The organism is Streptomyces sp. NPDC002156, assembly GCF_053593675.1.
The window spans coordinates 1-21,306 of sequence record NZ_JBSFDA010000174.1 but is presented as its reverse complement, the minus strand read 5'-3'; the positions used below and the strand labels follow the sequence as shown (position 1 = coordinate 21,306).

Below are 21,306 nucleotides of genomic sequence, written 5' to 3'. Positions count from 1 at the left end.
GCCCCCGCGCCCCACCAACCCCGCCAGTCCTCTAAAAACTCTCGCTTTAGTGTTAAATCATTTATGTGGCGGGGGGCCGCTAACACCACGCCGCCCCCGCCCCCACGCCACTTTTAAGCCTTCTATGGGCCGGGTAAGGTTAGGTTAGCCTCACCGATCTTCGGGACGGCACAACCTTTGTATTCCCGTCGGGAGGTGGACCCGCGTGTACGTCTGCAACTGCTTCGGAGTGACCGAGGCGCAAGTGAAGAAGCACGCGGCGGACGGTGCCTGCACCCCCCGTCAGATCGCCTCGGCCTGCAAGGCGGGCACGGACTGCGGCTCGTGCGTGCGACGCATCCAGGCGCTGCTGGGCAGGGGCGCGTGCCCGACCCCGACCCGTGGACTCGTGGACGAGGGCCAGCCGGTCCTGGCCGAACAGCTCGACGAAGCTGCTTAGCTCTCCGGCTGCTCGATCAGCTGCGCGATGTAGAGCGCCTCGCCGAGCTTCTCCACCAGTTCCAGCTGGGTGTCCAGATAGTCGATGTGGTGCTCCTCGTCGGCGAGGATCGACTCGAAGATGTTCGCGGACGTGATGTCGCCCTTGCCGCGCATGACCTCGATACCGCGCTTGAGGCGGTCGATCGCCTCCACCTCGACCTGCCGGTCGGCCTGGAACATCTCCGTGAGGGTCTGTCCCACCCGCACATGGAAGAGCCGCTGGTAGTTCGGCAGGCCCTCCAGGAACAGGATCCGGTCGGTGAGCACCTCCGCGTGCTTCATCTCGTCGATCGACTCGTGTCGCGTGTACTTCGCGAGCTTCGTCCAGCCGAAGTTCTCCTGCATCTTCGCGTGCAGGAAGTACTGGTTGATCGCCGTGAGTTCGGCGGTCAGCTGCTCGTTGAGAAATTCGATGACCTCGGGGTCGCCCTGCATTGCAGAGGCTCCTTCCAAAGCGGGGGAACTAGGGAGGTTGCCGCCGAATGATTGCACCGCCATCGAAGATCGTCCAGTAAGTGCGTACTTAGTAAGTTAGGGCATGCTTAGTCCAAGTTATCCGGACTTGTTGGAATCCATGCATGTCTGGACAGGCCTGGTCATGCGCACTCTGCCTGGTCTGTCAGGATGGAGTCATGGGTCAGCCGGTGGAACGTGAATCGGGAGAGCGCGATTCAGGAGGTGCGGCGCAGCCCGAATTGCCGCCGGGGCAGCGAGTGCAACGCGGCTGGCCGGTCACCCATTACGGCCCGGTGCCCAAATTCCGCTCCGAGCGCTGGGAGTTCAGGGTCTTCGGAGCCACCGCCGACGGCGAGAAGCACTGCTGGAACCACGAGGAGTTCACGGCCCTGCCGTACAGCTCCGTCGTGGCCGATCTGCACTGCGTCACGAAGTTCAGCATGCTCGGCGCCGAGTGGGGCGGAATTCCGGCCCGGACGATTCTCGAGGCCGCGCCGCCGGCGCCCGAGGTCACGCACGTCATGGTCTGGGCCGAATACGGCTTCAGCTCGAACCTCCGGCTGGCCGATTTCGCGTCCGACGGCACGATCTTCGCCACCCACAAGGACGGCGAACTCCTCACCGCGGAACACGGCTTCCCGCTCCGCCTGGTGGTGCCCCATCTGTACGCCTGGAAGGGCCCCAAGTGGGTGCGCGGGGTCGAGTACATGACCGCCGACCGCCGTGGCTTCTGGGAGGAGCGCGGCTATCACAACGTCGGCGACCCATGGCGCGAGCAGCGCTACTCGTACCAGGAGGAGCCCGGGGACGGCCCCGAGCTCTGACTCCCGTGGTCCTGGTCAGTGGTGGTACTGGTGCACCACCGCGTGGCCCTTGCCGCGGCCGATCGTCCACTTGTTGACCGGCGTGGTGATCACGAAGGCGACGACCAGTGAGATCGCCAGCGCGCCCCAGAACAGCGCATCGCCCAGCTCGGCGTCCATCGCGCCCGGCCACAGCGTGATCACGCCGTTGTCGACCAGCTCCATCACGGCGATGGAGAGGGTGTCGGCGGCGAGCGCGACCCGGACGGCCGTGCGGAATCCGACGCCCGCCTTCAGGACGCCGCGCAGGGTGAGCGCGTACCCGAAGAAGAACGCGAGGGTGATCGCCAGGATCAGTGTCGGTACATTTCCCCAGCCGAAGGCCGTGCCGATGACCATGCCGAGCACCTCGCCGATGGCGCAGCCGGTGAGGCAGTGCAAGGTGGCCTGGACCGCCACGGCCCAGGTGGCGGCCGGTGCGTGGTGGTGTGAGTGCTGCTGCTGTGCGTGTGTCTCGTGCTCCATGGGAACCCCCGGGTGTCACGGTCTCACGGTGTCGTGGGCCTCGTCCTGCACCCACCAACCGTATACCCCCTAGGGGTATTCCCGGAGCTTCTTCAGCCGTTCCACGTCCGCCGCGTGCCCTTCCTTGCCGCCGGGTGTCTCGATGATCAGCGGTACGCCCTCGGTCGCGGGGTGGGTCATCAGCGCGCGGAACGGGTCCTCGCCGATGTGGCCGGCGCCGATGTTCTCGTGCCGGTCCTTGTGGGCGCCGACCACGTCCTTGGAGTCGTTGGCGTGGATCAGCTTCAGCCGCCCCTCGCCGACCGTGTCGACGAGCAGGTCGAGGGTCTGGTGCATCCCGCTGGGCCCGGTCAGATCGTGCCCGGCCGCGAAGATGTGGCAGGTGTCGAGACAGACGCCGAGCTTCGGATGGGCGTCGAGCGCGTCGAAGTACGGCCCGAAGTCCCAGGTGCGCGAGCAGAGGGAGGAGCCCTGCCCGGCGGTCGACTCCAGGAGGAGGAACGGGTCGTCGTCGTGGGTCAGCTCGTCGAGCAGCGGCAGCAGATGCTCCCGGACCTGCTGGAGGGCCACGGACCGCTCCCGCCCGCCGGTCGCGCTCCCGGTGTGCACCACGACGCCCAGCGCGCCGATCTCCCGCCCGCGCCGCAGCGAGTGCCGCAGCGACTCCACGGACCGCTCGACGGTCGCCTCGGTGTGCGAGCCGAAGTTGATCAGGTACGGGGCATGGACGTACGCCGGGATCGACGCCTCGGCGCAGGCCGCGCGGAACTCCTCGTCCTGGCGGGGACTGCCGACGGGCGTCGCCCAGCCGCGCGGGTTGGCGACGAAGACCTGGACGGTCTCGGCCAGGAGGTCACGGGCGTAGGACAGGCCGACGGAGTGGAGACCGCCGGCCACGGGAACATGGCCGCCGACGGGGTTGCGGAGCTGCTTGCTGGTCACTCTCTCAGGGTGTCACGCGACGCGGCGCCTCCCGTCGGCGGATGTCACGATCCGCCGGCCTCCGGGGTCAGCGGATCGTGATGGTGATGGTCGATCCCTTGGCGGCGGTCTTGCCGCCCTTCACGGACTGCTTCTTCACGGTGTCGCCGAAGAGCCCGAGCAGCCCCCGGTCCTCGTCGACCTGGAACCCGGCCCCTTCCAGGGCCTCCTTGGCGTCGGCGACGCTGTCGCCCACGACATCCGGGACCTCGATCATCTCGGGGCCCTTGGAGATCGTCAGCGTGACCGTGTCGCCCTCGGCCGCCTCGGTGCCGCCCTCGGGTGACTGGACGGCGACCTGCCCCGCCTCGAACTCGTCCGAGGTGACGGTTCCGGTGGCGACCTCGACCTTGAGCCCGGCCTCCTCCAGCTCGGCCTGCGCGTCGGCGAGGGTCGCGCCGGTGACGTCGGCGACCTCCACCGGGCTGCCCTTGCTCACGACGAGGGCGACCGCGGAACCCGCGCGCCGCTCGGTGCCGGGATCCGGGGTGGTGCTGATCACGGAACCCTGTGGCACCTCCTCGCTGAACTCCCGGGCGACCCGGCCGGCCTCCAGGCCGACGCGCTTCAACTGCGCCCTGGCCTTGTCGAGGCGGTAGCCCGCGAGCTGGGGCACCGGCACGGTCTCCGGCCCCAGGGAGACGGTGAGGTCCACGGAGTCGTTGTTCCGTATGCGGGCGCCGACGTCAGGGTCGGTGCTGATGACGGTGCCACGCTCCACGGTGTCGCTGTAGGCCTTGTCGACCTTCCCGAGGTCGAGCCCGGCGTCCGCCAGCCGATCCTCAGCCTGTGCCTGGGTCTGCGCCAGCACCGCCGGGACCTGGGTGAACTGCCCGGAGTTGATGTACCAGACGCCCGCGCCCACACCGAGGACCAGCAGCAGGGCGACGAGGATGGCGAGCGGCGCACGCCGTTTCGGGCTCCGGGCGGCCCGCCGGGAGGGCGGGGCGGACGCCGGGGGAGCGGTGGCCACGGACTCCAGTCGGCTCGTCCGGTTGAACCGCCGCTCGTCGACGGGCGGTTCGTCCTCGTTGACGGGCAGAGGCCGCTGTACGTTCAGGGCCCGCTGCGCCGACACCGCGCGCGGGATGACGCTCGTCAGATCCTCGGCGTTGTCGTGCCCCGAGGCGACGGCCTGCGGCGGTACGGCGTCCAGCTGCTCGGCGTCGAGCGAGCCGCGCGTCTCCAGGACCTGCGCGAGCAGCGCCACGGCGTCGTACGGGCGGATGTCGGCGTTCCGCGCGGTGGCCAGGGCGACCAGTTCGTCCAGCTCGAAGGCAAGCCCCGGTACGAGGGCCGACGGCGGCGGCACGTCCTCGTGGAGGTGCTTGTAGAGCACCAGCGCGGGGGAGTCGCCGTAGTGCGGCTGGTCGCCGGTCAGCATCTCGTAGAGGACGATGCCGCAGGCGTACACATCGACCCGGGGGTCGGTGGTGCCGCTCTCGATCTGCTCGGGCGCGAGATAGGAGACGGTGCCCATGACGGCACCGGTCGTGTTCGTCACCGTGTCCACGGCGCGCACGAGCCCGAAGTCGGCGACCTTGACCCGCCCGTCGTCCCCTATCAGGACGTTCTCGGGCTTCATGTCGCGGTGCACGAACCCGGCCCGGTGCGCGGCGCCGAGCGCGGCGAGCACGGGCTCCAGGATGTCGAGCGCGGCCCTCGGCTGGAGCGCGCCGCGCTCGCGCAGGACGTCACGCAGGGTGCACCCGGCGATGTACTCCATGGCGAGATAGACGTACGACCCGTCGGCGCCCTGGTCGAAGACCTGTACGACGTTGGGGTGCGCGAGCCGGGCCACGGACTTCGCTTCCCGGATGAACCGCTCGACGAAGGACACGTCGGCCGCGAGCCCCGGATGCATCACCTTGAGGGCGAGCACGCGGTCGAGACGGGTGTCCACGGCCCGGTAGACCGTGGCCATCCCGCCGACCGCGATCCGCGCGTCCACGCGATAGCGGCCGTCGAGCACCTGCCCGACGAGAGGGTCCTGAAGGGTCGTATCCACGCAGGTGAGTGTACGAGCAGACACTGACAAGCCCACGGTTTCACCCAGGAAAGCAGCGGGACTGAAGCCGACCTGTGACGCAGATCGCACGAGCGGAGAGCAGCAGACTGCCGCCGAACCGCACCCGCAGCCGCCGATGGCGAGAACCCCCCACAGGAGAGGTCCACTGGTTAACGGGCTGGAAACGGGTGGTGCGGGCGGGAAATCAAGGGGGGTGAAACCCAGGGCACCTAAAAAGCAGGCCGCTCAGGATCCAACGAGGCAAGCCCAGCAACAGGAGACGATGCCGAAGCAAAGTGACGCCGAGGAATCCGCCCCGCCAGGTAGGCCAACCGCCCCGCAGAAACCCCGTACCGCATCCCCTCCGCCATCAGCACAGGATCCTGCGCCCGGGTAACAGCCGACGCCAACATCACCCCCGCACACCCCAACTCCATCGCCAAAGCAACATCGGACGCAGTCCCGGCCCCCGCATCCAGAATCACCGGCACACGCGCGTGCTCCACGATCAGCTGAAAGTTGTGCGGGTTGCGAATCCCCAGCCCCGACCCGATCGGCGACCCGAGCGGCATGACCGCCGCACACCCCACGTCCTCCAACTTACGAGCCAGCACAGGATCGTCGTTCGTGTACGGCAGCACAGTGAACCCGTCCTCCACCAACACCTCCGCCGCGTCCAGCAACTCGACCGGATCCGGCAGCAGCGTCCGCTCGTCGGCGATGACCTCCAGCTTCACGACATCCGTACCGAGCGCCTCCCGGGCCAGCCGTGCCGTCAGCACGGCCTCCCCGGCGGTGAAACACCCCGCGGTGTTGGGCAGCACCTGGATGCCGAGCCGCTCCAGCACCGACAGCACAGACCCGTGCACCGAGGGATCGACGCGCCGCATCGCGACCGTCGTCAGCTCCGTGCCGGAGGCCACCAGCGCCCGCTCCAGCACATCGAGGCTGGGCGCACCCCCCGTACCCATGATCAGCCGGGACGTGAAGGACGTACCACCGAGGACAAAGGGATCGTCGGCCATGGGTCAGCCTCCTTGGACGGCGGTGAGGACTTCGACGCGGTCTCCCTCGGAGAGGCGGGTCGACGACCACCGCGCGCGCGGGACGACGGTTTCGTTGAGCGCGGCGGCCACTCCGGAGGGCGCCGCGGTGAGGGACTTCACCAGAACGTCGAGCGCGGTACCGGGGGAGACCTCGCGCAGCCGTCCGTTGACCAGAACATTCATACGAGCTGCTCCATACGTTCCATACGTACGGCGTCGAACCGCCGGGGCGTGAAGGCCCGCGCCTCGTCCGGCAGCTCACCGGTGACCAGCGCGTGCGCCAGCGCATCACCGGTGACCGGCGTCAGCAGCACACCGTTGCGGTAGTGGCCCGTGGCCAGCAGCAGCCCCTCCAGCGCGGTCGGCCCGAGCAGCGGCGCGTTGTCGGGGGACCCGGGACGCAGTCCGGCCCGGGTCTCCGTCAGCGGCAACTCGGTGATCCCGGGGACGAGTTCATGGGCGTCGCGCAGCAGCTCGTACACCCCGCCCGCCGTGACCGTCGTGTCCCAGCCCAGCTCCTCGCTCGTCGCCCCGACGACCAGCTCGCCGTTCTCGCGCGGCACCAGATAGACCTGGCTGCCGCGCACCACGGCCCGCACGGTGCGGCTCAGAAACGGCGCGTACCGCTCCGGCACGGTCATCCGGACCACCTGACCCTTGACGGGCCGTACGGGCGGCAGCACGGCCTCGGGGACCCCCGCGAGCCGCCCGCTGAGGCTGCCCCCGGCCAGCACGATCGACCCGGCGGCCAGCTCGTCGCCGTCGGAGTCCAGGACCGACACGGCGCGCCCCCGCCGTACGTCGAGCCGCTCGGCCCACGTCCGGCGCAGCACCACCCCGGCCCGCTCGCACGCCTCCACCAGCGCCCCGGCCAGCCGCCGCGGATCGATCTGGTGATCGCCGTCCACCCGCAGCCCCCCGCGCACGCCCGGCGCGAGCATCGGCTCCAGGCGCCGGCACTCGCGCCCCGAGAGCCACTCCGACTCCAGGCCCGACCGCCGTTGCAGGGCGTGCAGTTCGCGCAGTTCGGCGCGGTCGTCGGCGTCGAGCGCGACGGCGAGCGTGCCGCAGCGGCGGTAGCCGAGGTCGCGGCCGGTCAGTTCGGTCAGCTCGGCCACGAAGTCCGGATAGCGGCGGGCCGACTCCAGGTTCAGCCCCAGCAGGGTCTGTTCGCCGTGGTGCAGTTCCGTGACGGCGGCCAGCATCCCGGCCGCCACCTGAGCGGCCCCGCCGCCCGGCGCGGGATCCACGACGGTCGTGGCGAGCCCGCGCTGTGCGGCCCGCCAGGCCGTCACCAGCCCGATGATCCCGCCTCCGACGACAACGACGTCCGAGGTGTGTGTACGCGACATGGGCGTCCAGCCCCTCCCTTCGCCGGCATGACCCGGATCAGGTTCGTACGGTCGGAGGCCGCCAGCCTCCCTCTCAGCCCGGTCCGTCCGGGCTCCCGCGAGTGCTTACGCTGGCCACCCTAGCCCGCAGTGCACCGCACGTGTAAGGGAGCCTCCGCCCATGCCCCGCTCGCTCGACGGTCTCGTCCTCGCCCCGGTCGAAGACCAGGCACCGGGCCAGGTCGGCACGCGAACCCGCTTCACGTACCACGAGAAGGACGGCGAGATCTGGGCCGAGTACGCGGGCGGCGACGTCGTACGCGGCCAACTCGTGGGGACGCGGGAGGGTGACCGTCTCGACTTCCGGTACGTGCAGCTGAAGCGGGACGGGACGACGTCCTCGGGCCACTGTGTCTCCGAGGTGCTCGAACTGCCGGACGGGCGGCTGCGGTTGGCGGAGACCTGGGAGTGGGAGTCGCAAACGGGCAGCGGGACGAGTGTGGTGGAGCAGGTCGAGCAGGCGGGTGTGGAGTAGGTCACTGACGCGCCCACTGACTGACAATTTGTCAGTTGTCTATGGTGATCGGGTGAGCGAGCAGACGCAGGCACAGGGCACGCGGGGTGTGTCGCAGCCGCGGCGCGTGGTCGTCGTGGGCGCGGGCATGGCCGGGGTGCAGACCTCGGTGGCCCTGCGCGAGCAGGGGTTCAGCGGCACTGTCACCCTCATCGGCGCCGAACCCCATCAGCCGTACGACCGGCCGCCCCTGTCCAAGGCTGTGCTGCTCGGCAAGGCCGAGGGCTCCGCCTTCGACGTCGACTTCGAGGCACTCGGCATCGAACTGCTGCTCGGGCGCGAGGTGCTGGGCGTCCGCCCCGGCCCACACGAGCTGGACACCGCCGACGGGCCCGTGCCGTACGACGCCCTGGTCCTCGCCACCGGCGCCGAACCGATCCGGCTGCCGGGCACCGAGGGGGTACCCGGAGTGCATCTGCTGCGCACCCTCGACGACGCCGAGCGGCTGCGGCCCGTCCTCGCGCGCCAGCACGACATCGTGGTCGTCGGGGCCGGCTGGATCGGCGCCGAGTTCGCCACTGCCGCGCGCGAGGCGGGCTGCGCGGTCACCGTCGTCGAGGCCGCCGACCGGCCGCTCGTGGGCGCCCTGCCCGCCGAGGTGGCCGCGCCGATGGCCGCCTGGTACGCCGACAGCGGCGCCTCGCTGCGCACCCACGCGCGCGTGGCCCGCGTCGAGCCCGGCGCGGTGGTGCTCGACGACGGTTCGCGGCTGCCCGCCGGTGCCGTCGTCGTCGGCATCGGGGCCCGCCCGGCCACGGCCTGGCTGGCGGACTCGGGGATCGTCCTGGGGGAGCACCGGGAGGTCGTCGCCGACGACCATCTGCGCACCTCCGCGGCGGACGTCTACGCGGTCGGCGACTGCGCCTCCTTCCCTTCGGGAAGGTACGGCCGGCGCCTGCTGGTCCACCACTGGGACAACGCCCTCCAGGGCCCCCGTACGGTCGCCGCGAACATCATCGGGGAGTCCCCGGAGGTCTACGACCCGGTCCCGTACTTCTGGTCGGAGCAGTTCGGCCGCTTCGTCCAGTACATCGGCGACCACGGCTCCGCCGACACCACCCTGTGGCGCGGCGACCCGGCCGGCCCCGCCTGGACGGTCTGCTGGCTGCTGGAGGGCCGCCTGGTCGCCCTGCTGGCCGTGGGCCGCCCTCGGGACCTGGCCCAGGGTCGCCGCCTGATCGAGGCGGGCGCTCTCATGGACGCCGAGGCGCTGAGGGACCCGTCCCGGCCGATGAAGGCGGCCACGGCATAGGGCGGCGCGGCTCGACACGGCCTCGGCGCCACGGTAACGGCGCAGGTCGGAGGGGTCCGGCTTCCGACTGTCAGTGCGGGATGGCAGGCTTGTCCCGTGACCGAGATTGACGCAAAGATCGATGCTCTCGTCCCCGCCTGGCTCACGCTGCCCGACATCGCGGAAATCCTCGACATCGAGGTGACACGCGTCCGGCAGCTGGTCAAGGAGGGCCAAGTGATCGCCGTACGCCGTGGTGAGAACCGCGCGCTGCACGTCCCCGCCGCCTTCATCGACGGGACCGAGCAGAAGGTCGTCAAGGGCCTCACCGGCACCCTGACGCTCCTGCGGGACGACGGCTTCTCCGACGAAGAGATGCTGGAGTGGCTCTTCACTCCCGACCCCAGCCTGCCCGGCACCCCCGCGCAGGCCCTCAGCGAGAATCGCGGCACGGAGGTGAAGCGCCGCGCCCAGGCGCTCGCCGTCTGATCAGACCAGCCGTTCGGCGCGCGGGCAGGGTCCGCACGCCGCCACACAGGGGCGCGCCCAGGGAGAACACCCCCATGGGCGCGCCCATGGGGGGACACACGTATGCGCGAGACGACCGACACCGTGCCCGGGGCGACCGCCGACACCGGCACCGCCCGCGCCCGGCTCGCCGATGCCCGGGTCTACCTCTGTACCGACGCCCGCCGACGTCAGGGCGACCTCGCCGAGTTCCTGGACACCGTCCTGGCCGCTGGGGTCGACATCGTGCAACTGCGCGACAAGGGCATGGAGGCCGCCGAGGAACTGGACCACCTCCAGGTCTTCGCCGACGCCTGCGCCCGGCACGGCAGGCTCCTCGCGGTGAACGACCGCGCGGACGTCGCCCACGCCGCCCGTGCCGACGTACTGCACCTCGGCCAGGGCGACCTGCCCGTCCCGGCGGCCCGCGCGATCCTGGGCCCGGACGTGCTCATAGGCCGCTCCACGCACGCCGAGTCCGAGGCCGCGGCAGCCGCCGTCCAGGAGGGCGTCGACTACTTCTGCACGGGCCCCTGCTGGCCGACCCCCACCAAACCGGGCCGCCACGCCCCCGGCCTCGACCTGGTCCGGTACACGGCCGGGCTAAGCACCGAACGCCCCTGGTTCGCCATCGGCGGCATCGACCTCGGCAATCTGGACGAGGTGCTGGAGGCGGGCGCCCGCCGGGTCGTCGTCGTACGGGCGATCACCGAGGCGGACGACCCGGGCGCGGCGGCGGCGGAGTTCGCCAAGCGTCTGCGTTCGGCGTAGGCGTTCGTCGCGAGGGTGTCCGAGGGGTGGACAACAAGCCGACAATCCGGGGCAAATTTCCGCCATCCGGTTGGGGGACCGCCGCCCCCTGACTAACCTTCGGGTATGGCCCTCGGAACCGCGTCCACCAGGACTGACCACGCACGCACTGTGCGTGACATGCTCGCCTCCGGCAAGACCACGTTCTCCTTCGAGTTCTCGGCGCCGAAAACACCCAAGGGCGAACGGAACCTGTGGAACGCGCTCAGGAGGGTCGAGGCGGTTGCCCCGGACTTCGTGTCCGTGACGTACGGCGCCGGCGGGTCGACGCGCGCGGGCACGGTCAAGGAGACCCAGCAGATCGTCTCCGACACGACGCTCACCCCGGTCGCCCACCTCACCGCGGTCAACCACTCCATCGCCGAACTGCGCAACATCATCGGCCAGTACGCGGACGCGGGCATCCGTAACATCCTGGCCGTGCGCGGCGACCCGCCCGGCGACCCGATGGGCGAGTGGGTACCGCACCCGAGCGGTCTGACGTACGCAGCCGAACTCGTGCGCCTCATCAAGGAGTCGGGCGACTTCTGCGTAGGTGTCGCGGCCTTCCCCGAGACGCACCCGCGCTCCCCGGACCGGGACACGGACGTCACGCACTTCGTCGACAAGTGCCGGGCCGGCGCCGACTACGCGATCACCCAGATGTTCTTCCACCCGGAGTCGTATCTGCGGCTGCGTGACGCGGTCGCGGCGGCGGGTTGTCCGACCCCGGTCATCCCCGAGGTCATGCCCGTGACCAGCGTGCGGATGCTGGAGCGGTTGCCGCAGCTCAGCAACGCGGCGATCCCCTCGGCTCTGAAAGAGCGGATCCTCACAGCCAAAGACGACGCGGCGGCTGTACGCTCCATTGGCATCGAGTTCGCCACGGAGTTCTGCGCGCGACTGCTGGCCGAGGGAATCCCCGGACTGCACTTCATTACGCTGAACAACTCCACGGCATCGCTGGAAATCTACGAGAACCTGGGTCTGCACCACCCACAGCGGGCCTAGACCGGCCGCACCGGCGTACGACACACTGCGTAGCGGTCACTGGGAGAGGGGCGTACATGGGCTGGACGGTCCTCTACATCGCGTTCGGCGTCGTCGCGCTGTGGCTGCTCGGCGAAGTGCTGTTGCAGTACAAGGCGCGGCTGCGCTGGCGACTGCTGGCCTTCGTCGGCTTCCTCGGCGTGGTCCTCGGCGTGCTCATCCCGTCGGTGCCGGTCATCGGCCTGGGCGCCGCGGCCTTCGCGGTCGGGCAGACCTACGTCACGCTGTCGTTCCGCAGCGGCTTCTCGGCCGGCTGGGCCGTCGCGGGCCGCCCGGGCTTCCTCGCCCGCTTCGGCAAGGGCAAGGACCGTGGCGAGGGGGAGTACAAGGACCCGAGCCTGGAGGTCTCCGACCTCGAGGCGTCCGAGGGCGCGTACGGACCGGGCAAGGGCGCCGACGCGGACTTCCCCGACACCTCTGCCGGCGGCTTCGGGAACGACGCCTACGACACCGGTGCCGGAACGTACCGCCAGAGCGGGGACTTCGACCGCGACTACGACCGGGACGACGTCTTCACCCCCGCCCGATCCGGCCGGCCCATGGCCGCCGACAGCGCGGCCGTCTACGAACCGCAGCCCCTCCCCGACGACACCGGCTCGTACGGCATATACAGCGACGCGGCCTACGCGGCGGCGACCGGCCAGGACCAGTCCTACGCGGGCGCGGGCCAGGACCAGTCGTACGCGACGGCGGCCCAGGGCACCGACCAGAACTACGGGTACGACGGCTACACGGGCTACGACCAGCAGCAGTACGGCTACGACGCCTCGGGCCAGCAGCAGTACGCCGCCTACTCCGACCCGTACATCGGCCAGGGCTACGGCGGCACCTCGTACGACGCCGGCTACGACCAGCAGCAGTACGGCCAGCAGGGCTACACCCAGGACCAGTACGGCAACGGCGGCTACGGCGAGACTCCGGGGAACGGCGTCTGGGTCCCGCAGCAGCGCAACACCGACGACCCGTTCGGCGGTGAACTCCCGCCGGAGCAGCAGTACTACCAGGACAACGGCGACGGCCAGGGCAACGGCAACGGGCAGACGCACGGCAACGGTTACGACGAGCAGCAGTACCGCTTCTGAGGACGGCTGCCCTGCCGGGGCGTGTTCATGGGCTCACTGCGAGCCCATGAAGTCCGGTCCCTCCACGATCAGCCCCGCCACCAGCGCGCCCGACATCCCCGCGTGCGGAAGCCCGCCTCCCGGGTGCGACCAGCCGCCCACGCGGTACAGCCCCGGCAGCCGGGTGCTGTTGGCGGGATGCAGGAAGTCGCCCTTCCCGCTGGCGAGGGACGGCGCCGGAACGCCCCCGAGGAAGGCGCCCGTCTCGTCCGCGCTCCGGCCGGGTGTCAGTATCTCCCGCCACAGGACGCGTTCGCGCAGCCCGGGGACGGCCGTCCCGGCCGCGTCGATCATCAGGTCCGCGAAGCGTTCCGCAGAACCGTCCGCCGCCCAGTCGCCCTTGGGCGGTGCCACCGCCGTCAGGACCACGGACTCGTGCTCCGCGTCGGGCTGCAGCGCGGGATCGTCGGGCCGCAGCACGGTGACGGTGGGGGTCACCGGGCCGTGTCCCTCCCCGCCGACCCAGTCCAACTCGGCCTCGCGGCCGGGCGTGTGCACGACCGTGCGATGTGCCGTACCCGCCTCACAGGCCCCGCGCAGGGCCAGCAGCACGGTGAACGTGCCCGGCGACGGCGTCGACGTGTCGGACATCACATCGCCCTCCTCGTCGAGCACATGCTCCGTCAGCCCCCTCAGCCGTACGGGGTCCACGCCCGCGACGACATGGTCCGCCTCCGTCACCGTGCCGTCGGCCAGAACGACCCCCGCCGCCCGGCCGTCCTTCTCGACGATGCCCGTGACCTCGGCGCCGAAGACGAACTCGACCCGCCGGTCCACGCACCGCTCGTACACGGCACGCGCCAACTCCCGGACGCCGCCCCGGACATACCAGGTGCCGAAGGCGTGCTCCATGTACGGCAGCACGGCCGCGCTCGCCGGGGTGTCCCGGGGATCGAGGCCGAACTCCAGGGCGTGGCTCTCCAGGAGGGCGGCCAGACGCGGGTCGCGCAGCTCCCAGGCGCCGACCTCGGCGAGCGTGCCGGCCCTGCGGGTGCTGCGCAGCAGCCGCTTCTGAGGGACCGCCGGATAGGGCTCGCGCCCGCCCAGGACATGCCACTCGTCCCACAGGGGCTCCTCCAGGAGCGGTCTGCGGGTGCGGTCCCAGGCATCGCGCGCCCTGACCAGGAAGCTGCCCCAGCGGTCGCCCGTCCCGGCCCCCAGAGCCGCGTCCAGGGCCTGGACGACGCCCGCGCGGGACGCGTTCGGCAAGGAGACCGCCGTGCCGTCCGGGAAGACGTGCCGCGAGGACGGGTCGACCTGGACCAGCTCGACGCAGTCCTCCAGAGGCTGCTTGCCGGTCTTGACGAACAGGTCGCGGTAGACCGCGGGCAGGGTGAACAGCCCCGGACCCGTGTCGAAGGAGAAGCCGTCGCGCTCGAAGCGGCGCACCGCTCCGCCGTACGTCTCCCCACGCTCGTACACCGCCACCCGGTGGCCCGCGACGGCCAGCCGGGCAGCGGCCGCCATCGCGCCCATCCCGGCGCCGATCACCGCAACTTGTGCCATGCCAGGGACTTTATCCGCCCCCACTGACAAGCCGTCTCTCCTCGCGGCGTTGGGCCCGGCGCCGCAGGAACCGTCTGATCCGGGAGACCAGGAAGAACAGCACGACCAGCCCGGCGAGCAGCAGCGTGCCCGCGATGACCGCCGCCGCCTCCGGGTTGAACATCGCGAACGTCACGATGCCGCCGACCCCGAGATCCTCGGCGAAGCTCACGATCACGTTGCTGAAGGGCTCCGGCGAGGTGTTGACCGCCATCCGCGTCCCGGCCTTGACCGCGTGGCTGGCCAGCGCCGTCGAACCGCCGATCGCGCCCGCCGTCAGATCGGACAGCGAACCACTCTGCCCGGCCAGCAGCGCCCCGACGACGGCCCCGGAGACCGGCCGGATCACGGTGTGCGCCGCGTCCCACATCGAGTCGACGTACGGGATCTTGTCGGCGACCGCCTCGCACAGGAACAGCACGCCCGCCGCGACGAGCACCTCGGGCCGTTGCAGCGACTCGGGGACCTCGTCCGTCAGCCCGGTCGCGCCGAAGACGCCGAGCAGCAGCACCACCGCGTACGCGTTGATGCCGCTGGCCCAGCCACTCGTGAAGACCAAAGGGAGTACCGACACGCCCGCGATCGTAACCAGTCGGCAACGGCGCGTCCTGGGGCTGAGTGCGCAGTGCTGAGTACACGTACCTAGGGGAAGAGATGAGTACGCGCACGGATGGGCCGCGACCTGCGGGAACGAGAGAGTGGAGACACGGAAAAGGGCACGGCTCCGGAACCGCCGACACGGGGCGGCGGAACGGTGCCGGCGCCCTGGACCGCTCCTTCCGCCGATCCGTCGGCGGGAGCGAGACACCGGGGGACCCGGGGAAGCGACCGCACGGGGGCCAACGGGGGAACACGGGGGAACGGGGAAAACGGGGGAGCAGGAAGGAAGCGCCGGTTCGAGGTGGCCCGCGGGGGACGCGGCCACATCGGACCGGCGCTTTCCTGTGCGCCCAGACCCGATGTGCCCGACCCGCTCGCTCAGCGGTTGCCGCCCACCCGCCCCTGGAGCAGCCGGGACAGCGCCGAGTGGACGTCGTCCAGGGAGCGTTCCGGCTGGAAGGACTGCCAGTCCAGGGCGGCGACCAAAACCATGCCGACCAGGGCCGCCGCGGTCAGCGGGACGTCGATCTCGTCGCTCAGCTCGCCGCCCGCCACCCCCTCGCGCAGGACGCCCTCGACGACCGCCACCGCCTGCTGTCTGACCACCATCAGGGTCGACTGCCAGCTCCGGTTGGTGCGCCACAGCTCGGCCACGTAGAGCTGGGTGAAGGACGGGTAGCGGCTGATGAAGACCAGCCCGGCCCGGATCATCGCGTCCAGGGCGTCGACCTTGGTGCCGCCGTCCCGCTCGGTCTGCTCCGCCGCCTCCCGTAGGGAGGCCGTGAGGAGTTCCACGCCGTGCCGCAGCAACTCCTCGAAGAGGACGGACTTGCTCGCGAAGTTGTAGTAGACCGTGCCCTTGGCGACCCCGGCCCGCTCGGCGATCTCGTCCACCGTGGTGGCGGAGAAGCCCTGTTCGGCGATGAGCGTGACGGCGGCCTCGTAGAGCTTCTGCCGGGTGGCCTCGCGGCGTGTACTGCCGCCCGACGGGGTGCTGCTGCGTTCCATGTCCCTGATTCTCACAGGAACACCGGGCCCACGCTGACGAGACGTCACAGGCTCAACTCCGGGTGCAGCCGGTCCAGGGTCCACACCTGCCTGCGCCGGGCCGACACGGCGGTCAGCGCGAGGGCGCCCGCCGTGAACGCGGCCAGCACCGCACACGCCTGCCACACGGGGCCGAGCCCACCGCCCGTGATGAGCCTGCGCAGGGCCTCGACGACGTGGCTCATCGGCATGAGGGGATGGATCGCGTTGAAGAAGTCGGGGCTGGTCTGCACGGGATAGGTGCCGCCCGCCGACGTCAACTGGAGCATCAGGAAGGCGAGTACGAGAATCCGGCCCGCCGCTCCGAAGCGCGCGTTCAGCCATTGGACGATCGCCGCGAAACACGCCGTGACCAGGAACAGGAAGCCCACCGTCCCGGCCGCACGCACCATCTCCAGGCCGATCGCCCAGTGCAGTACGGACATCAGGGCCACGGTCTGGAGCACGCCCAGGGCGGCCACCGGCAGCCAGCCCGCCAGCGTGATCCGCCAGGCCGAGGCCCCCGCGGCGAGCGCCCGCCGGTTGAGCGGCGGGATCAGCATGTAGGCGACCATCGCCCCCACCCACAGGGACAGCGGGATGAAGTACGGGGCGAACCCGGTGCCGTAGTTGGGCGCCTTGTGCAGGTCCTGGGAGGCGAGTCGGACCGGGTCGGACATCACCTCGGTGCGCGCGTCGCGGTCCTGGCGGTCGTAGTCGGGGATCTGCGCGGCGCCGTCGTGCAGTCCGCCGGCGAGCTTCCCGGAGCCGTCGACGAGCTTGAACATGCCTCCGGAGAGCGTGTCCGCGCCCGCCTTGAGGTCGCCGACGCCCGTGTCCAGGGCGACCGCGCCGGCCTTGGCGGTGGAGAGCCCGGTGTGCAGTTTCTTTGCTCCCGCGGCGACCTGTGCGGCCCCCTCGTTCAGCTCGTCGACCTTGCGGACGGCGTCGTCGAGGTCCTCGGAGAGGCGCGGGGCGCGGTCGGCGAGCGCCTGGGCCTGCTTCTGGAGGGTGGCGAGATGCTGGTCGAGTCTGTCCAGATCGCCGTTCTGGTCGGCGATCAGCGTGTTGACGTCGTCGGCGACCGTCGCCACGTCCGACGCCGCCTGCCGGGCCTTCTTCAGGTCGGCGCACGCGGCATCGGGCAGCACCGCGGTCTCGCAGCGCGCCCTGTAGACCCCGTCCAGGGTGTCGGAGGCCGCGTGGGCGCCCTTGGCGGCGGCCGGGGCGGCCTTCACCAGGGTGCCGAGGTTGCGCCGGACCGTACCGGCCGAGTCGGCGACCAGCCGAGCGGTGTCCCCAATGGTCTTCTCGTTGTCCCTGAGGAAGGGCCCCAGCCGGTCCGAGACCCCGTGGACCCTGTCGGCGAGCGTCTGCGTGCCCGCCGCGACCTGCCGTGAACCGTCGGCCAGATCGCCCGCGCCGGTGTCGAGCCTCTTCAGCCCCGTGACCAGCTTGCCGCTGCCCGCCTCGGCGTCCTTCAGCCCGTCGGCGAGATCCTTGGACCCCTGCTCGGCCTTGTCGATTCCACCCGTGAGCGTGTCGGCGCCCTCGGCGGCCTTCACGGTCTCCCCGTGGATGTCGGAGAACGAGACGAAGATCCGGTCCAGGAACGACCGCGACGCCTTCGTGGAGGCGGCCGTACGCACCTCGCCGAACACCGTCCGGGAGATCTGCCCGACGATGTAGTTGTTGGCGTCGTTCGTCCGCACCTGGAGCGCGCCCGTCTCCGGGGAGTCGCCCGAACTGGACGCGATCCGCTTGCTGAAGTCGACCGGCATGGTCAGCGACAGGTAGTACGTGCCGTCCTCGACGCCCTCCCGGGCCTCGGCCGCGCTCACCTCGTGCCACTCGAAGGTGTCACTGTCGCGCAGCCCCTTGACGATGTCGGCACCGGCGGCGAGCTTCTTCCCGGCGACGCTCGCACCCTTGTCGTCGTTCACGAGCGCCACGGGTATCCGGTCGAGCCTGCCGTACGGATCCCAGAAGGACCACAGGTACAGGGCGCCGTACAGCAGCGGCAGCAGCAGGAGCGAGGCAAGGGCCGCGCGCGGGAGCCTGCCCCGGCCGAAACGCCTCAGCTCAAGCGCGGCCAGTCGCGGGGAGCGCATCCACCGTCTCCTTCCCATGAGTCTCCGTCGGCTTCCCCTGGGGCGCCGTCGACACCACGACCGCCCCCTCGGGAGCCTCGCTGCACACCGCCACGACGGTCGTCCCGGCCTCGGCGAGGGACCGCAACAGCGCCCACACTTCGGCCCGTTCGGCGGCCGACAGCTTCAGATCGGCGTCGTCCACCCCCAGCAGCCCCGGCCCGCCGACCAGGGCCAGCGCCACGGACAGCCGCAGCGCCTCCAGCCGCTCCAGATCGCGTACGGCGGTCCGGGAGCCCTTGGGCAGGGCCTCGCGGTCGAGACCGGCGGCCGTCAGCGCGGTGTCCACGCGCAGCCTCGCCTCGCCCGCCCGTTCCGCACGTGGCCGCAGCAGCCCCCGCAGGGAACCGCCGAACCGGCGCTCCAGCAGCGCCCGTTCCCGCAGGTGCTCGCCGACCGTGAGGGCGGGGTCGAGGTCGGTGACACCGGGGACGTGTGCGAGCGCGCTCGCACGACGCACCGCCGCCAGCTGCTTGGGCAGGCTCCAGTGCCCGACCGTGGCCGACCCCTCGGTGGCCCTCATCCGGCCCGTGAGCGCGAGCAGGAGGCAGGTGCGCCCGGATCCGGACGGCCCCTCCACCGCGATCAGCGAGCCGGGCGCCGCGTCGAGGCACACCTCACGGAACGCCCAGCCGCGAGGCCCCTTGAGCCCGAAGCCCCGGGTGGCCATCCCGAGCCCGTGCGGACCGTCCACAGCTCCCCCAATTTTCTGTACCGATATTTTTGCACTGACTGGTCAGTGCAAAAACTAACTCGAACCTTCGATCGAAGCAAAAGACCAGGTCAGAACGGATTGTCAGTGGCATACCTCACGATGGGCACATACGGCACCTCCCGTCGGGACGTGCCGTCACACAGACGACAGGAGGTTCGTCATGGCCAGCTCGAACGCAGCCGCCGCCCGTCGGCGCCGCGCCCCCGGCCCTGCCCCCTCACTGACCGGACCGGCGGGCGACGTGCACCCCGTGCTCCGCCGGGCCACGGCCCCGCCCGCCGCCCTCGACCTGCTCGCCCAGGCCCGCGCCGGACTCGACGAGGCCGCCGTCCTGGAGACCGCGAACGAGCGGTACGCCACCGCCCACCTCGCCGCCCTGCGCACCGCCGCCGCGGTGCTCGCCGCCCGGGGCCGCCCCGAACCCACCTCCAGGCGCCGCGCACGCATCCGCAGCGCCTGGGAGGTGCTCCCCGAGATAGCGCCCGAACTCGCCGAGTGGAGCGTGCTGTTCGCCTCCGGCGCCCGCCGCCGCGCCCGCGCCGAGGCGGGCATCCAAGGCGCGGCCAGCAACCGCGACGCCGACGACCTGATACGCGACGTGGCGATGTTCCTGCGCCTCGTCGAGCGGATGCTCGTCCTCCAGCCGGTGCTTCCACAGCCCCGCCAGGACCCGGAGATGCCCCCGGAGCCCGGACGCCGACAGGACGGGGACCGGGGCGTCCCCGACGCAGGTTGAGACGGGGTATGTCACCGGAGGCGATGTCGAGTGGATGCTCGTCCTCCAGCCCGTGCTGCCACAGCCCGCCGCGACGCCGACGCACGCCCGGAGCCGGGCCCCGCACAGGCAGGGGACCGGGGCGTCCCGGACGCGGGCTGAGACGGATGGCCGGGTATGTCACCGGAGGCAATAAGGTGGGGAAGCCGCAGCCTTTCCGCAGCCCACCGGGGCCGGGAAGGCGCCCCGTTCGCTCCGCCGCACAAGCGGCGGTGCCGCGCCGAGGAGTCAACTGCCGTGTCGGACCCGATGCGCCCCCGCGCTTCTCTCCGTACAGCCGTGGTCTGGGACGTCCTTCAGGACGCCCTGGAACGGCAGGTCAAAACCACGGGGCGCGAGTCGCTGGACGTCCTCGACACCGGAGGCGGCAGCGGCAACTTCGCGGTGCCCGTCGCCCGCCTCGGCCACCGTGTCACCGTCGTCGACCCCAGCCCCAACGCGCTCTTCGCACTGGAGCGCCGGGCCGCCGAGGCCGGCGTCGCCGACCGCGTCCGGGGCGTCCAGGGCGACGCCCACGGCCTCTTCGACGTCGTCGAGCGCGGCGGCTACGACGCGGTGCTCTGCCACGGCGTCCTGGAGTACGTGGACGACCCCGCCGAGGGCGTCCGCAACGTGGTGGCGGCTCTGCGCTCCGAGGGCGTCCTCAGCCTGCTCGCCGCGGGCCTCGGCGGCGCCGTGCTCGCGCGGGCCCTCGCCGGGCACTTCAAGGAGGCCATGCGGGCGCTCGACGACCCGAACGGCCGCTGGGGCGAGGGTGACCCCGTACCCCACCGTTTCACCGCCGAACAGCTCACCGCGCTCGTCGAGGGCGCGGGCCTGAGCGTGGGTGCCGTGCACGGTGTGCGGATCTTCGCCGACCTGGTGCCCGGCGTCCTCGTGGACACCGAGCCTGGAGCCCTGGACGCCCTGCTGAAACTGGAGGCCGCGGCGGCCGAGCAGGCCGCCTTTCACTCCGTGGCCACGCAGCTTCACGTGCTCGGCGAGACGCCGGGTGCCGCCGAGCTCTGAGCCCCCTCCGGCGGCGGACCGCTGATCAGGGGCGCGGCCGCACATGGAGTACGCCACAGGCCCCCCGATCGGGCGCCCGGAGCCGTATGATCGAGGGAGACCGCTCGGCATGACGGGCCGGTTGCTGGGGAATGAACGCTTCAGCGAACCGGGACGGCCATGGCGGATTCCGGTTGCCAATTGGCGTAGAGGGGCGGGTTTCACGGGGGCGATTCCCTGCCTATCCTGAAGGGGACCCCCGGTCGCCCCGGCGACTGCACGATGAGGAGGACTCCGTGCCGCTCTCGGAGCACGAGCAGCGAATGCTTGAGCAGATGGAGCGAGCGCTGTACGCCGAAGACCCCAAGTTCGCGACAGCGCTTGAGGGAAGCGGGCTGCGCACGTACACCCGGCGACGGGTGTATCAGGCGGTCGCTGGATTCCTCGTGGGTATCGCGCTCCTCATGGCCGGAATGGTCGCACAGCAGATTTGGGTCAGCGTGGTGGGGTTCCGCAAGCCGCGCGTGCTCGGCGTCCGCGACCGGTTCGAGTCGGTCCTGTGCGCGGCCGAGCTGGGCGGGCGTCCACAAGCCGGACGCCCAGGCC

At 71.1% G+C, this 21,306-nt stretch carries 23 protein-coding genes and 1 riboswitch; of the genes, 11 read left to right on the top strand and 12 right to left on the bottom strand.

Features of this window, described 5'->3' with window-relative positions:
* Positions 1 to 205 precede the first annotated feature (205 nt).
* A complete protein-coding gene (locus ACWCRB_RS41265; RefSeq protein ID WP_451000968.1) occupies positions 206 to 439 on the top strand; it encodes a (2Fe-2S)-binding protein in 234 nt (77 codons plus the stop codon).
* Here ACWCRB_RS41265 and bfr read toward each other — a convergent pair.
* On the bottom strand, positions 436 to 915 hold the full coding sequence (bfr, locus tag ACWCRB_RS41260; protein WP_369035373.1) for a bacterioferritin: 480 nt from the start codon (positions 913 to 915) through the stop codon (positions 436 to 438). The two genes, ACWCRB_RS41265 and bfr, sit on opposite strands and share 4 nt — an antisense overlap.
* 197 nt (positions 916 to 1,112) lie before the next feature.
* Between bfr and ACWCRB_RS41255 the strand changes: the two genes are divergently transcribed.
* Positions 1,113 to 1,760 (top strand): sulfite oxidase-like oxidoreductase, encoded by a 648-nt coding sequence (locus tag ACWCRB_RS41255; RefSeq protein ID WP_451000967.1) that lies wholly within the window; start codon positions 1,113 to 1,115, stop codon positions 1,758 to 1,760.
* Positions 1,761 to 1,775: 15 nt separating this feature from the next.
* Here the strand turns inward: ACWCRB_RS41255 and ACWCRB_RS41250 are convergent, their stop codons facing one another.
* The 6 genes from ACWCRB_RS41250 to thiO all read right to left on the bottom strand — a co-directional run bounded on the left by ACWCRB_RS41250 (position 1,776) and on the right by thiO (position 7,651).
* On the bottom strand, positions 1,776 to 2,264 hold the full coding sequence (locus tag ACWCRB_RS41250) for a DUF4396 domain-containing protein (RefSeq protein ID WP_451000966.1): 489 nt from the start codon (positions 2,262 to 2,264) through the stop codon (positions 1,776 to 1,778).
* A gap of 69 nt (positions 2,265 to 2,333) precedes the next feature.
* Positions 2,334 to 3,206: a deoxyribonuclease IV gene (locus ACWCRB_RS41245; RefSeq protein WP_451000965.1), complete on the bottom strand. Its 873-nt coding sequence runs from the start codon at positions 3,204 to 3,206 to the stop codon at positions 2,334 to 2,336.
* A 67-nt stretch (positions 3,207 to 3,273) separates the two neighbouring features.
* On the bottom strand, positions 3,274 to 5,253 hold the full coding sequence (gene pknB / locus ACWCRB_RS41240; protein ID WP_451000964.1) for a Stk1 family PASTA domain-containing Ser/Thr kinase: 1,980 nt from the start codon (positions 5,251 to 5,253) through the stop codon (positions 3,274 to 3,276).
* A gap of 230 nt (positions 5,254 to 5,483) precedes the next feature.
* Positions 5,484 to 6,278 (bottom strand): thiazole synthase, encoded by a 795-nt coding sequence (locus ACWCRB_RS41235; RefSeq protein ID WP_451000963.1) that lies wholly within the window; start codon positions 6,276 to 6,278, stop codon positions 5,484 to 5,486.
* A gap of 3 nt (positions 6,279 to 6,281) precedes the next feature.
* Positions 6,282 to 6,482 carry a sulfur carrier protein ThiS gene (gene thiS / locus ACWCRB_RS41230; RefSeq protein ID WP_451000962.1) on the bottom strand — a complete coding sequence of 67 codons (201 nt, stop codon included), beginning with the start codon at positions 6,480 to 6,482 and terminating at the stop codon, positions 6,282 to 6,284.
* Positions 6,479 to 7,651: a glycine oxidase ThiO gene (gene thiO / locus ACWCRB_RS41225; protein WP_451000961.1), complete on the bottom strand. Its 1,173-nt coding sequence runs from the start codon at positions 7,649 to 7,651 to the stop codon at positions 6,479 to 6,481. The genes thiS and thiO overlap by 4 nt, the downstream gene beginning before the upstream one ends.
* Positions 7,649 to 7,760: riboswitch (TPP riboswitch) on the bottom strand. (Overlaps the previous gene by 3 nt.)
* Positions 7,761 to 7,811: 51 nt before the next feature.
* Between thiO and ACWCRB_RS41220 the strand changes: the two genes are divergently transcribed.
* The 6 genes from ACWCRB_RS41220 to ACWCRB_RS41195 all read left to right on the top strand — a co-directional run bounded on the left by ACWCRB_RS41220 (position 7,812) and on the right by ACWCRB_RS41195 (position 12,863).
* Entirely contained in the window at positions 7,812 to 8,165 is a 354-nt protein-coding gene (locus ACWCRB_RS41220; protein WP_451000960.1) for a hypothetical protein, read from the top strand.
* Between the two features lie 52 nt (positions 8,166 to 8,217).
* The gene (locus ACWCRB_RS41215) at positions 8,218 to 9,456 is read left to right on the top strand and encodes an NAD(P)/FAD-dependent oxidoreductase (protein ID WP_451000959.1); all 1,239 of its coding nucleotides are present in this window, start codon (positions 8,218 to 8,220) and stop codon (positions 9,454 to 9,456) included.
* 96 nt (positions 9,457 to 9,552) lie between these two features.
* Positions 9,553 to 9,924 (top strand): Rv2175c family DNA-binding protein, encoded by a 372-nt coding sequence (locus tag ACWCRB_RS41210; protein WP_369035382.1) that lies wholly within the window; start codon positions 9,553 to 9,555, stop codon positions 9,922 to 9,924.
* A 102-nt stretch (positions 9,925 to 10,026) separates the two neighbouring features.
* Positions 10,027 to 10,713 (top strand): thiamine phosphate synthase, encoded by a 687-nt coding sequence (gene thiE / locus ACWCRB_RS41205; protein ID WP_451000958.1) that lies wholly within the window; start codon positions 10,027 to 10,029, stop codon positions 10,711 to 10,713.
* Between the two features lie 105 nt (positions 10,714 to 10,818).
* The gene (metF, locus tag ACWCRB_RS41200; protein WP_369035384.1) at positions 10,819 to 11,742 is read left to right on the top strand and encodes a methylenetetrahydrofolate reductase [NAD(P)H]; all 924 of its coding nucleotides are present in this window, start codon (positions 10,819 to 10,821) and stop codon (positions 11,740 to 11,742) included.
* 56 nt (positions 11,743 to 11,798) lie between these two features.
* Positions 11,799 to 12,863, top strand: coding sequence for an SCO2102 family sporulation regulator (locus ACWCRB_RS41195; RefSeq protein WP_451000957.1), 1,065 nt, complete (start codon positions 11,799 to 11,801; stop codon positions 12,861 to 12,863).
* A 33-nt stretch (positions 12,864 to 12,896) separates the two neighbouring features.
* Here ACWCRB_RS41195 and ACWCRB_RS41190 read toward each other — a convergent pair whose 3' ends face one another.
* The 5 genes from ACWCRB_RS41190 to ACWCRB_RS41170 all read right to left on the bottom strand — a co-directional run bounded on the left by ACWCRB_RS41190 (position 12,897) and on the right by ACWCRB_RS41170 (position 18,893).
* Complete coding sequence (locus tag ACWCRB_RS41190) at positions 12,897 to 14,408, bottom strand: phytoene desaturase family protein (protein ID WP_451000956.1); 1,512 nt, start codon at positions 14,406 to 14,408, stop codon at positions 12,897 to 12,899.
* 10 nt (positions 14,409 to 14,418) lie between these two features.
* Positions 14,419 to 15,021: a DUF4126 domain-containing protein gene (locus ACWCRB_RS41185; RefSeq protein ID WP_451000955.1), complete on the bottom strand. Its 603-nt coding sequence runs from the start codon at positions 15,019 to 15,021 to the stop codon at positions 14,419 to 14,421.
* A gap of 404 nt (positions 15,022 to 15,425) precedes the next feature.
* Entirely contained in the window at positions 15,426 to 16,055 is a 630-nt protein-coding gene (locus tag ACWCRB_RS41180; RefSeq protein WP_451000954.1) for a TetR/AcrR family transcriptional regulator, read from the bottom strand.
* A 44-nt stretch (positions 16,056 to 16,099) separates the two neighbouring features.
* Positions 16,100 to 18,184, bottom strand: a complete 2,085-nt coding sequence (locus tag ACWCRB_RS41175; protein ID WP_451000953.1) for a YhgE/Pip family protein — start codon at positions 18,182 to 18,184, stop codon at positions 16,100 to 16,102.
* Positions 18,156 to 18,893, bottom strand: coding sequence for an ATP-binding cassette domain-containing protein (locus ACWCRB_RS41170; RefSeq protein WP_451000969.1), 738 nt, complete (start codon positions 18,891 to 18,893; stop codon positions 18,156 to 18,158). The genes ACWCRB_RS41175 and ACWCRB_RS41170 overlap by 29 nt, the downstream gene beginning before the upstream one ends.
* 205 nt (positions 18,894 to 19,098) lie before the next feature.
* On the opposite strand from ACWCRB_RS41170, the gene ACWCRB_RS41165 reads away from it, so the two are divergent.
* From ACWCRB_RS41165 to ACWCRB_RS41155, 3 genes are all read left to right on the top strand, one after another.
* Positions 19,099 to 19,674 (top strand): SAV_6107 family HEPN domain-containing protein, encoded by a 576-nt coding sequence (locus ACWCRB_RS41165; protein ID WP_451000952.1) that lies wholly within the window; start codon positions 19,099 to 19,101, stop codon positions 19,672 to 19,674.
* Between the two features lie 276 nt (positions 19,675 to 19,950).
* Entirely contained in the window at positions 19,951 to 20,721 is a 771-nt protein-coding gene (locus ACWCRB_RS41160) for a methyltransferase (protein WP_451000951.1), read from the top strand.
* 275 nt (positions 20,722 to 20,996) lie between these two features.
* Positions 20,997 to 21,306: DUF3040 domain-containing protein (locus ACWCRB_RS41155; protein WP_451000950.1), on the top strand; the 310-nt coding region annotated here is incomplete at its 3' end.

Coding starts and splice junctions, on each gene's coding strand:
- bfr (WP_369035373.1), bottom strand. CDS start 915: ATGCAGGGCGACCCCGAGGTCATCGAATTTCTCAACGAGCAGCTGACC.
- ACWCRB_RS41255 (WP_451000967.1), top strand. CDS start 1,113: ATGGGTCAGCCGGTGGAACGTGAATCGGGAGAGCGCGATTCAGGAGGT.
- ACWCRB_RS41250 (WP_451000966.1), bottom strand. CDS start 2,264: ATGGAGCACGAGACACACGCACAGCAGCAGCACTCACACCACCACGCA.
- ACWCRB_RS41235 (WP_451000963.1), bottom strand. CDS start 6,278: ATGGCCGACGATCCCTTTGTCCTCGGTGGTACGTCCTTCACGTCCCGG.
- thiS (WP_451000962.1), bottom strand. CDS start 6,482: ATGAATGTTCTGGTCAACGGACGGCTGCGCGAGGTCTCCCCCGGTACC.
- thiO (WP_451000961.1), bottom strand. CDS start 7,651: ATGTCGCGTACACACACCTCGGACGTCGTTGTCGTCGGAGGCGGGATC.
- ACWCRB_RS41220 (WP_451000960.1), top strand. CDS start 7,812: ATGCCCCGCTCGCTCGACGGTCTCGTCCTCGCCCCGGTCGAAGACCAG.
- thiE (WP_451000958.1), top strand. CDS start 10,027: ATGCGCGAGACGACCGACACCGTGCCCGGGGCGACCGCCGACACCGGC.
- metF (WP_369035384.1), top strand. CDS start 10,819: ATGGCCCTCGGAACCGCGTCCACCAGGACTGACCACGCACGCACTGTG.
- ACWCRB_RS41195 (WP_451000957.1), top strand. CDS start 11,799: ATGGGCTGGACGGTCCTCTACATCGCGTTCGGCGTCGTCGCGCTGTGG.
- ACWCRB_RS41190 (WP_451000956.1), bottom strand. CDS start 14,408: ATGGCACAAGTTGCGGTGATCGGCGCCGGGATGGGCGCGATGGCGGCC.
- ACWCRB_RS41180 (WP_451000954.1), bottom strand. CDS start 16,055: ATGGAACGCAGCAGCACCCCGTCGGGCGGCAGTACACGCCGCGAGGCC.
- ACWCRB_RS41175 (WP_451000953.1), bottom strand. CDS start 18,184: ATGCGCTCCCCGCGACTGGCCGCGCTTGAGCTGAGGCGTTTCGGCCGG.
- ACWCRB_RS41170 (WP_451000969.1), bottom strand. CDS start 18,893: ATGGCCACCCGGGGCTTCGGGCTCAAGGGGCCTCGCGGCTGGGCGTTC.
- ACWCRB_RS41165 (WP_451000952.1), top strand. CDS start 19,099: ATGGCCAGCTCGAACGCAGCCGCCGCCCGTCGGCGCCGCGCCCCCGGC.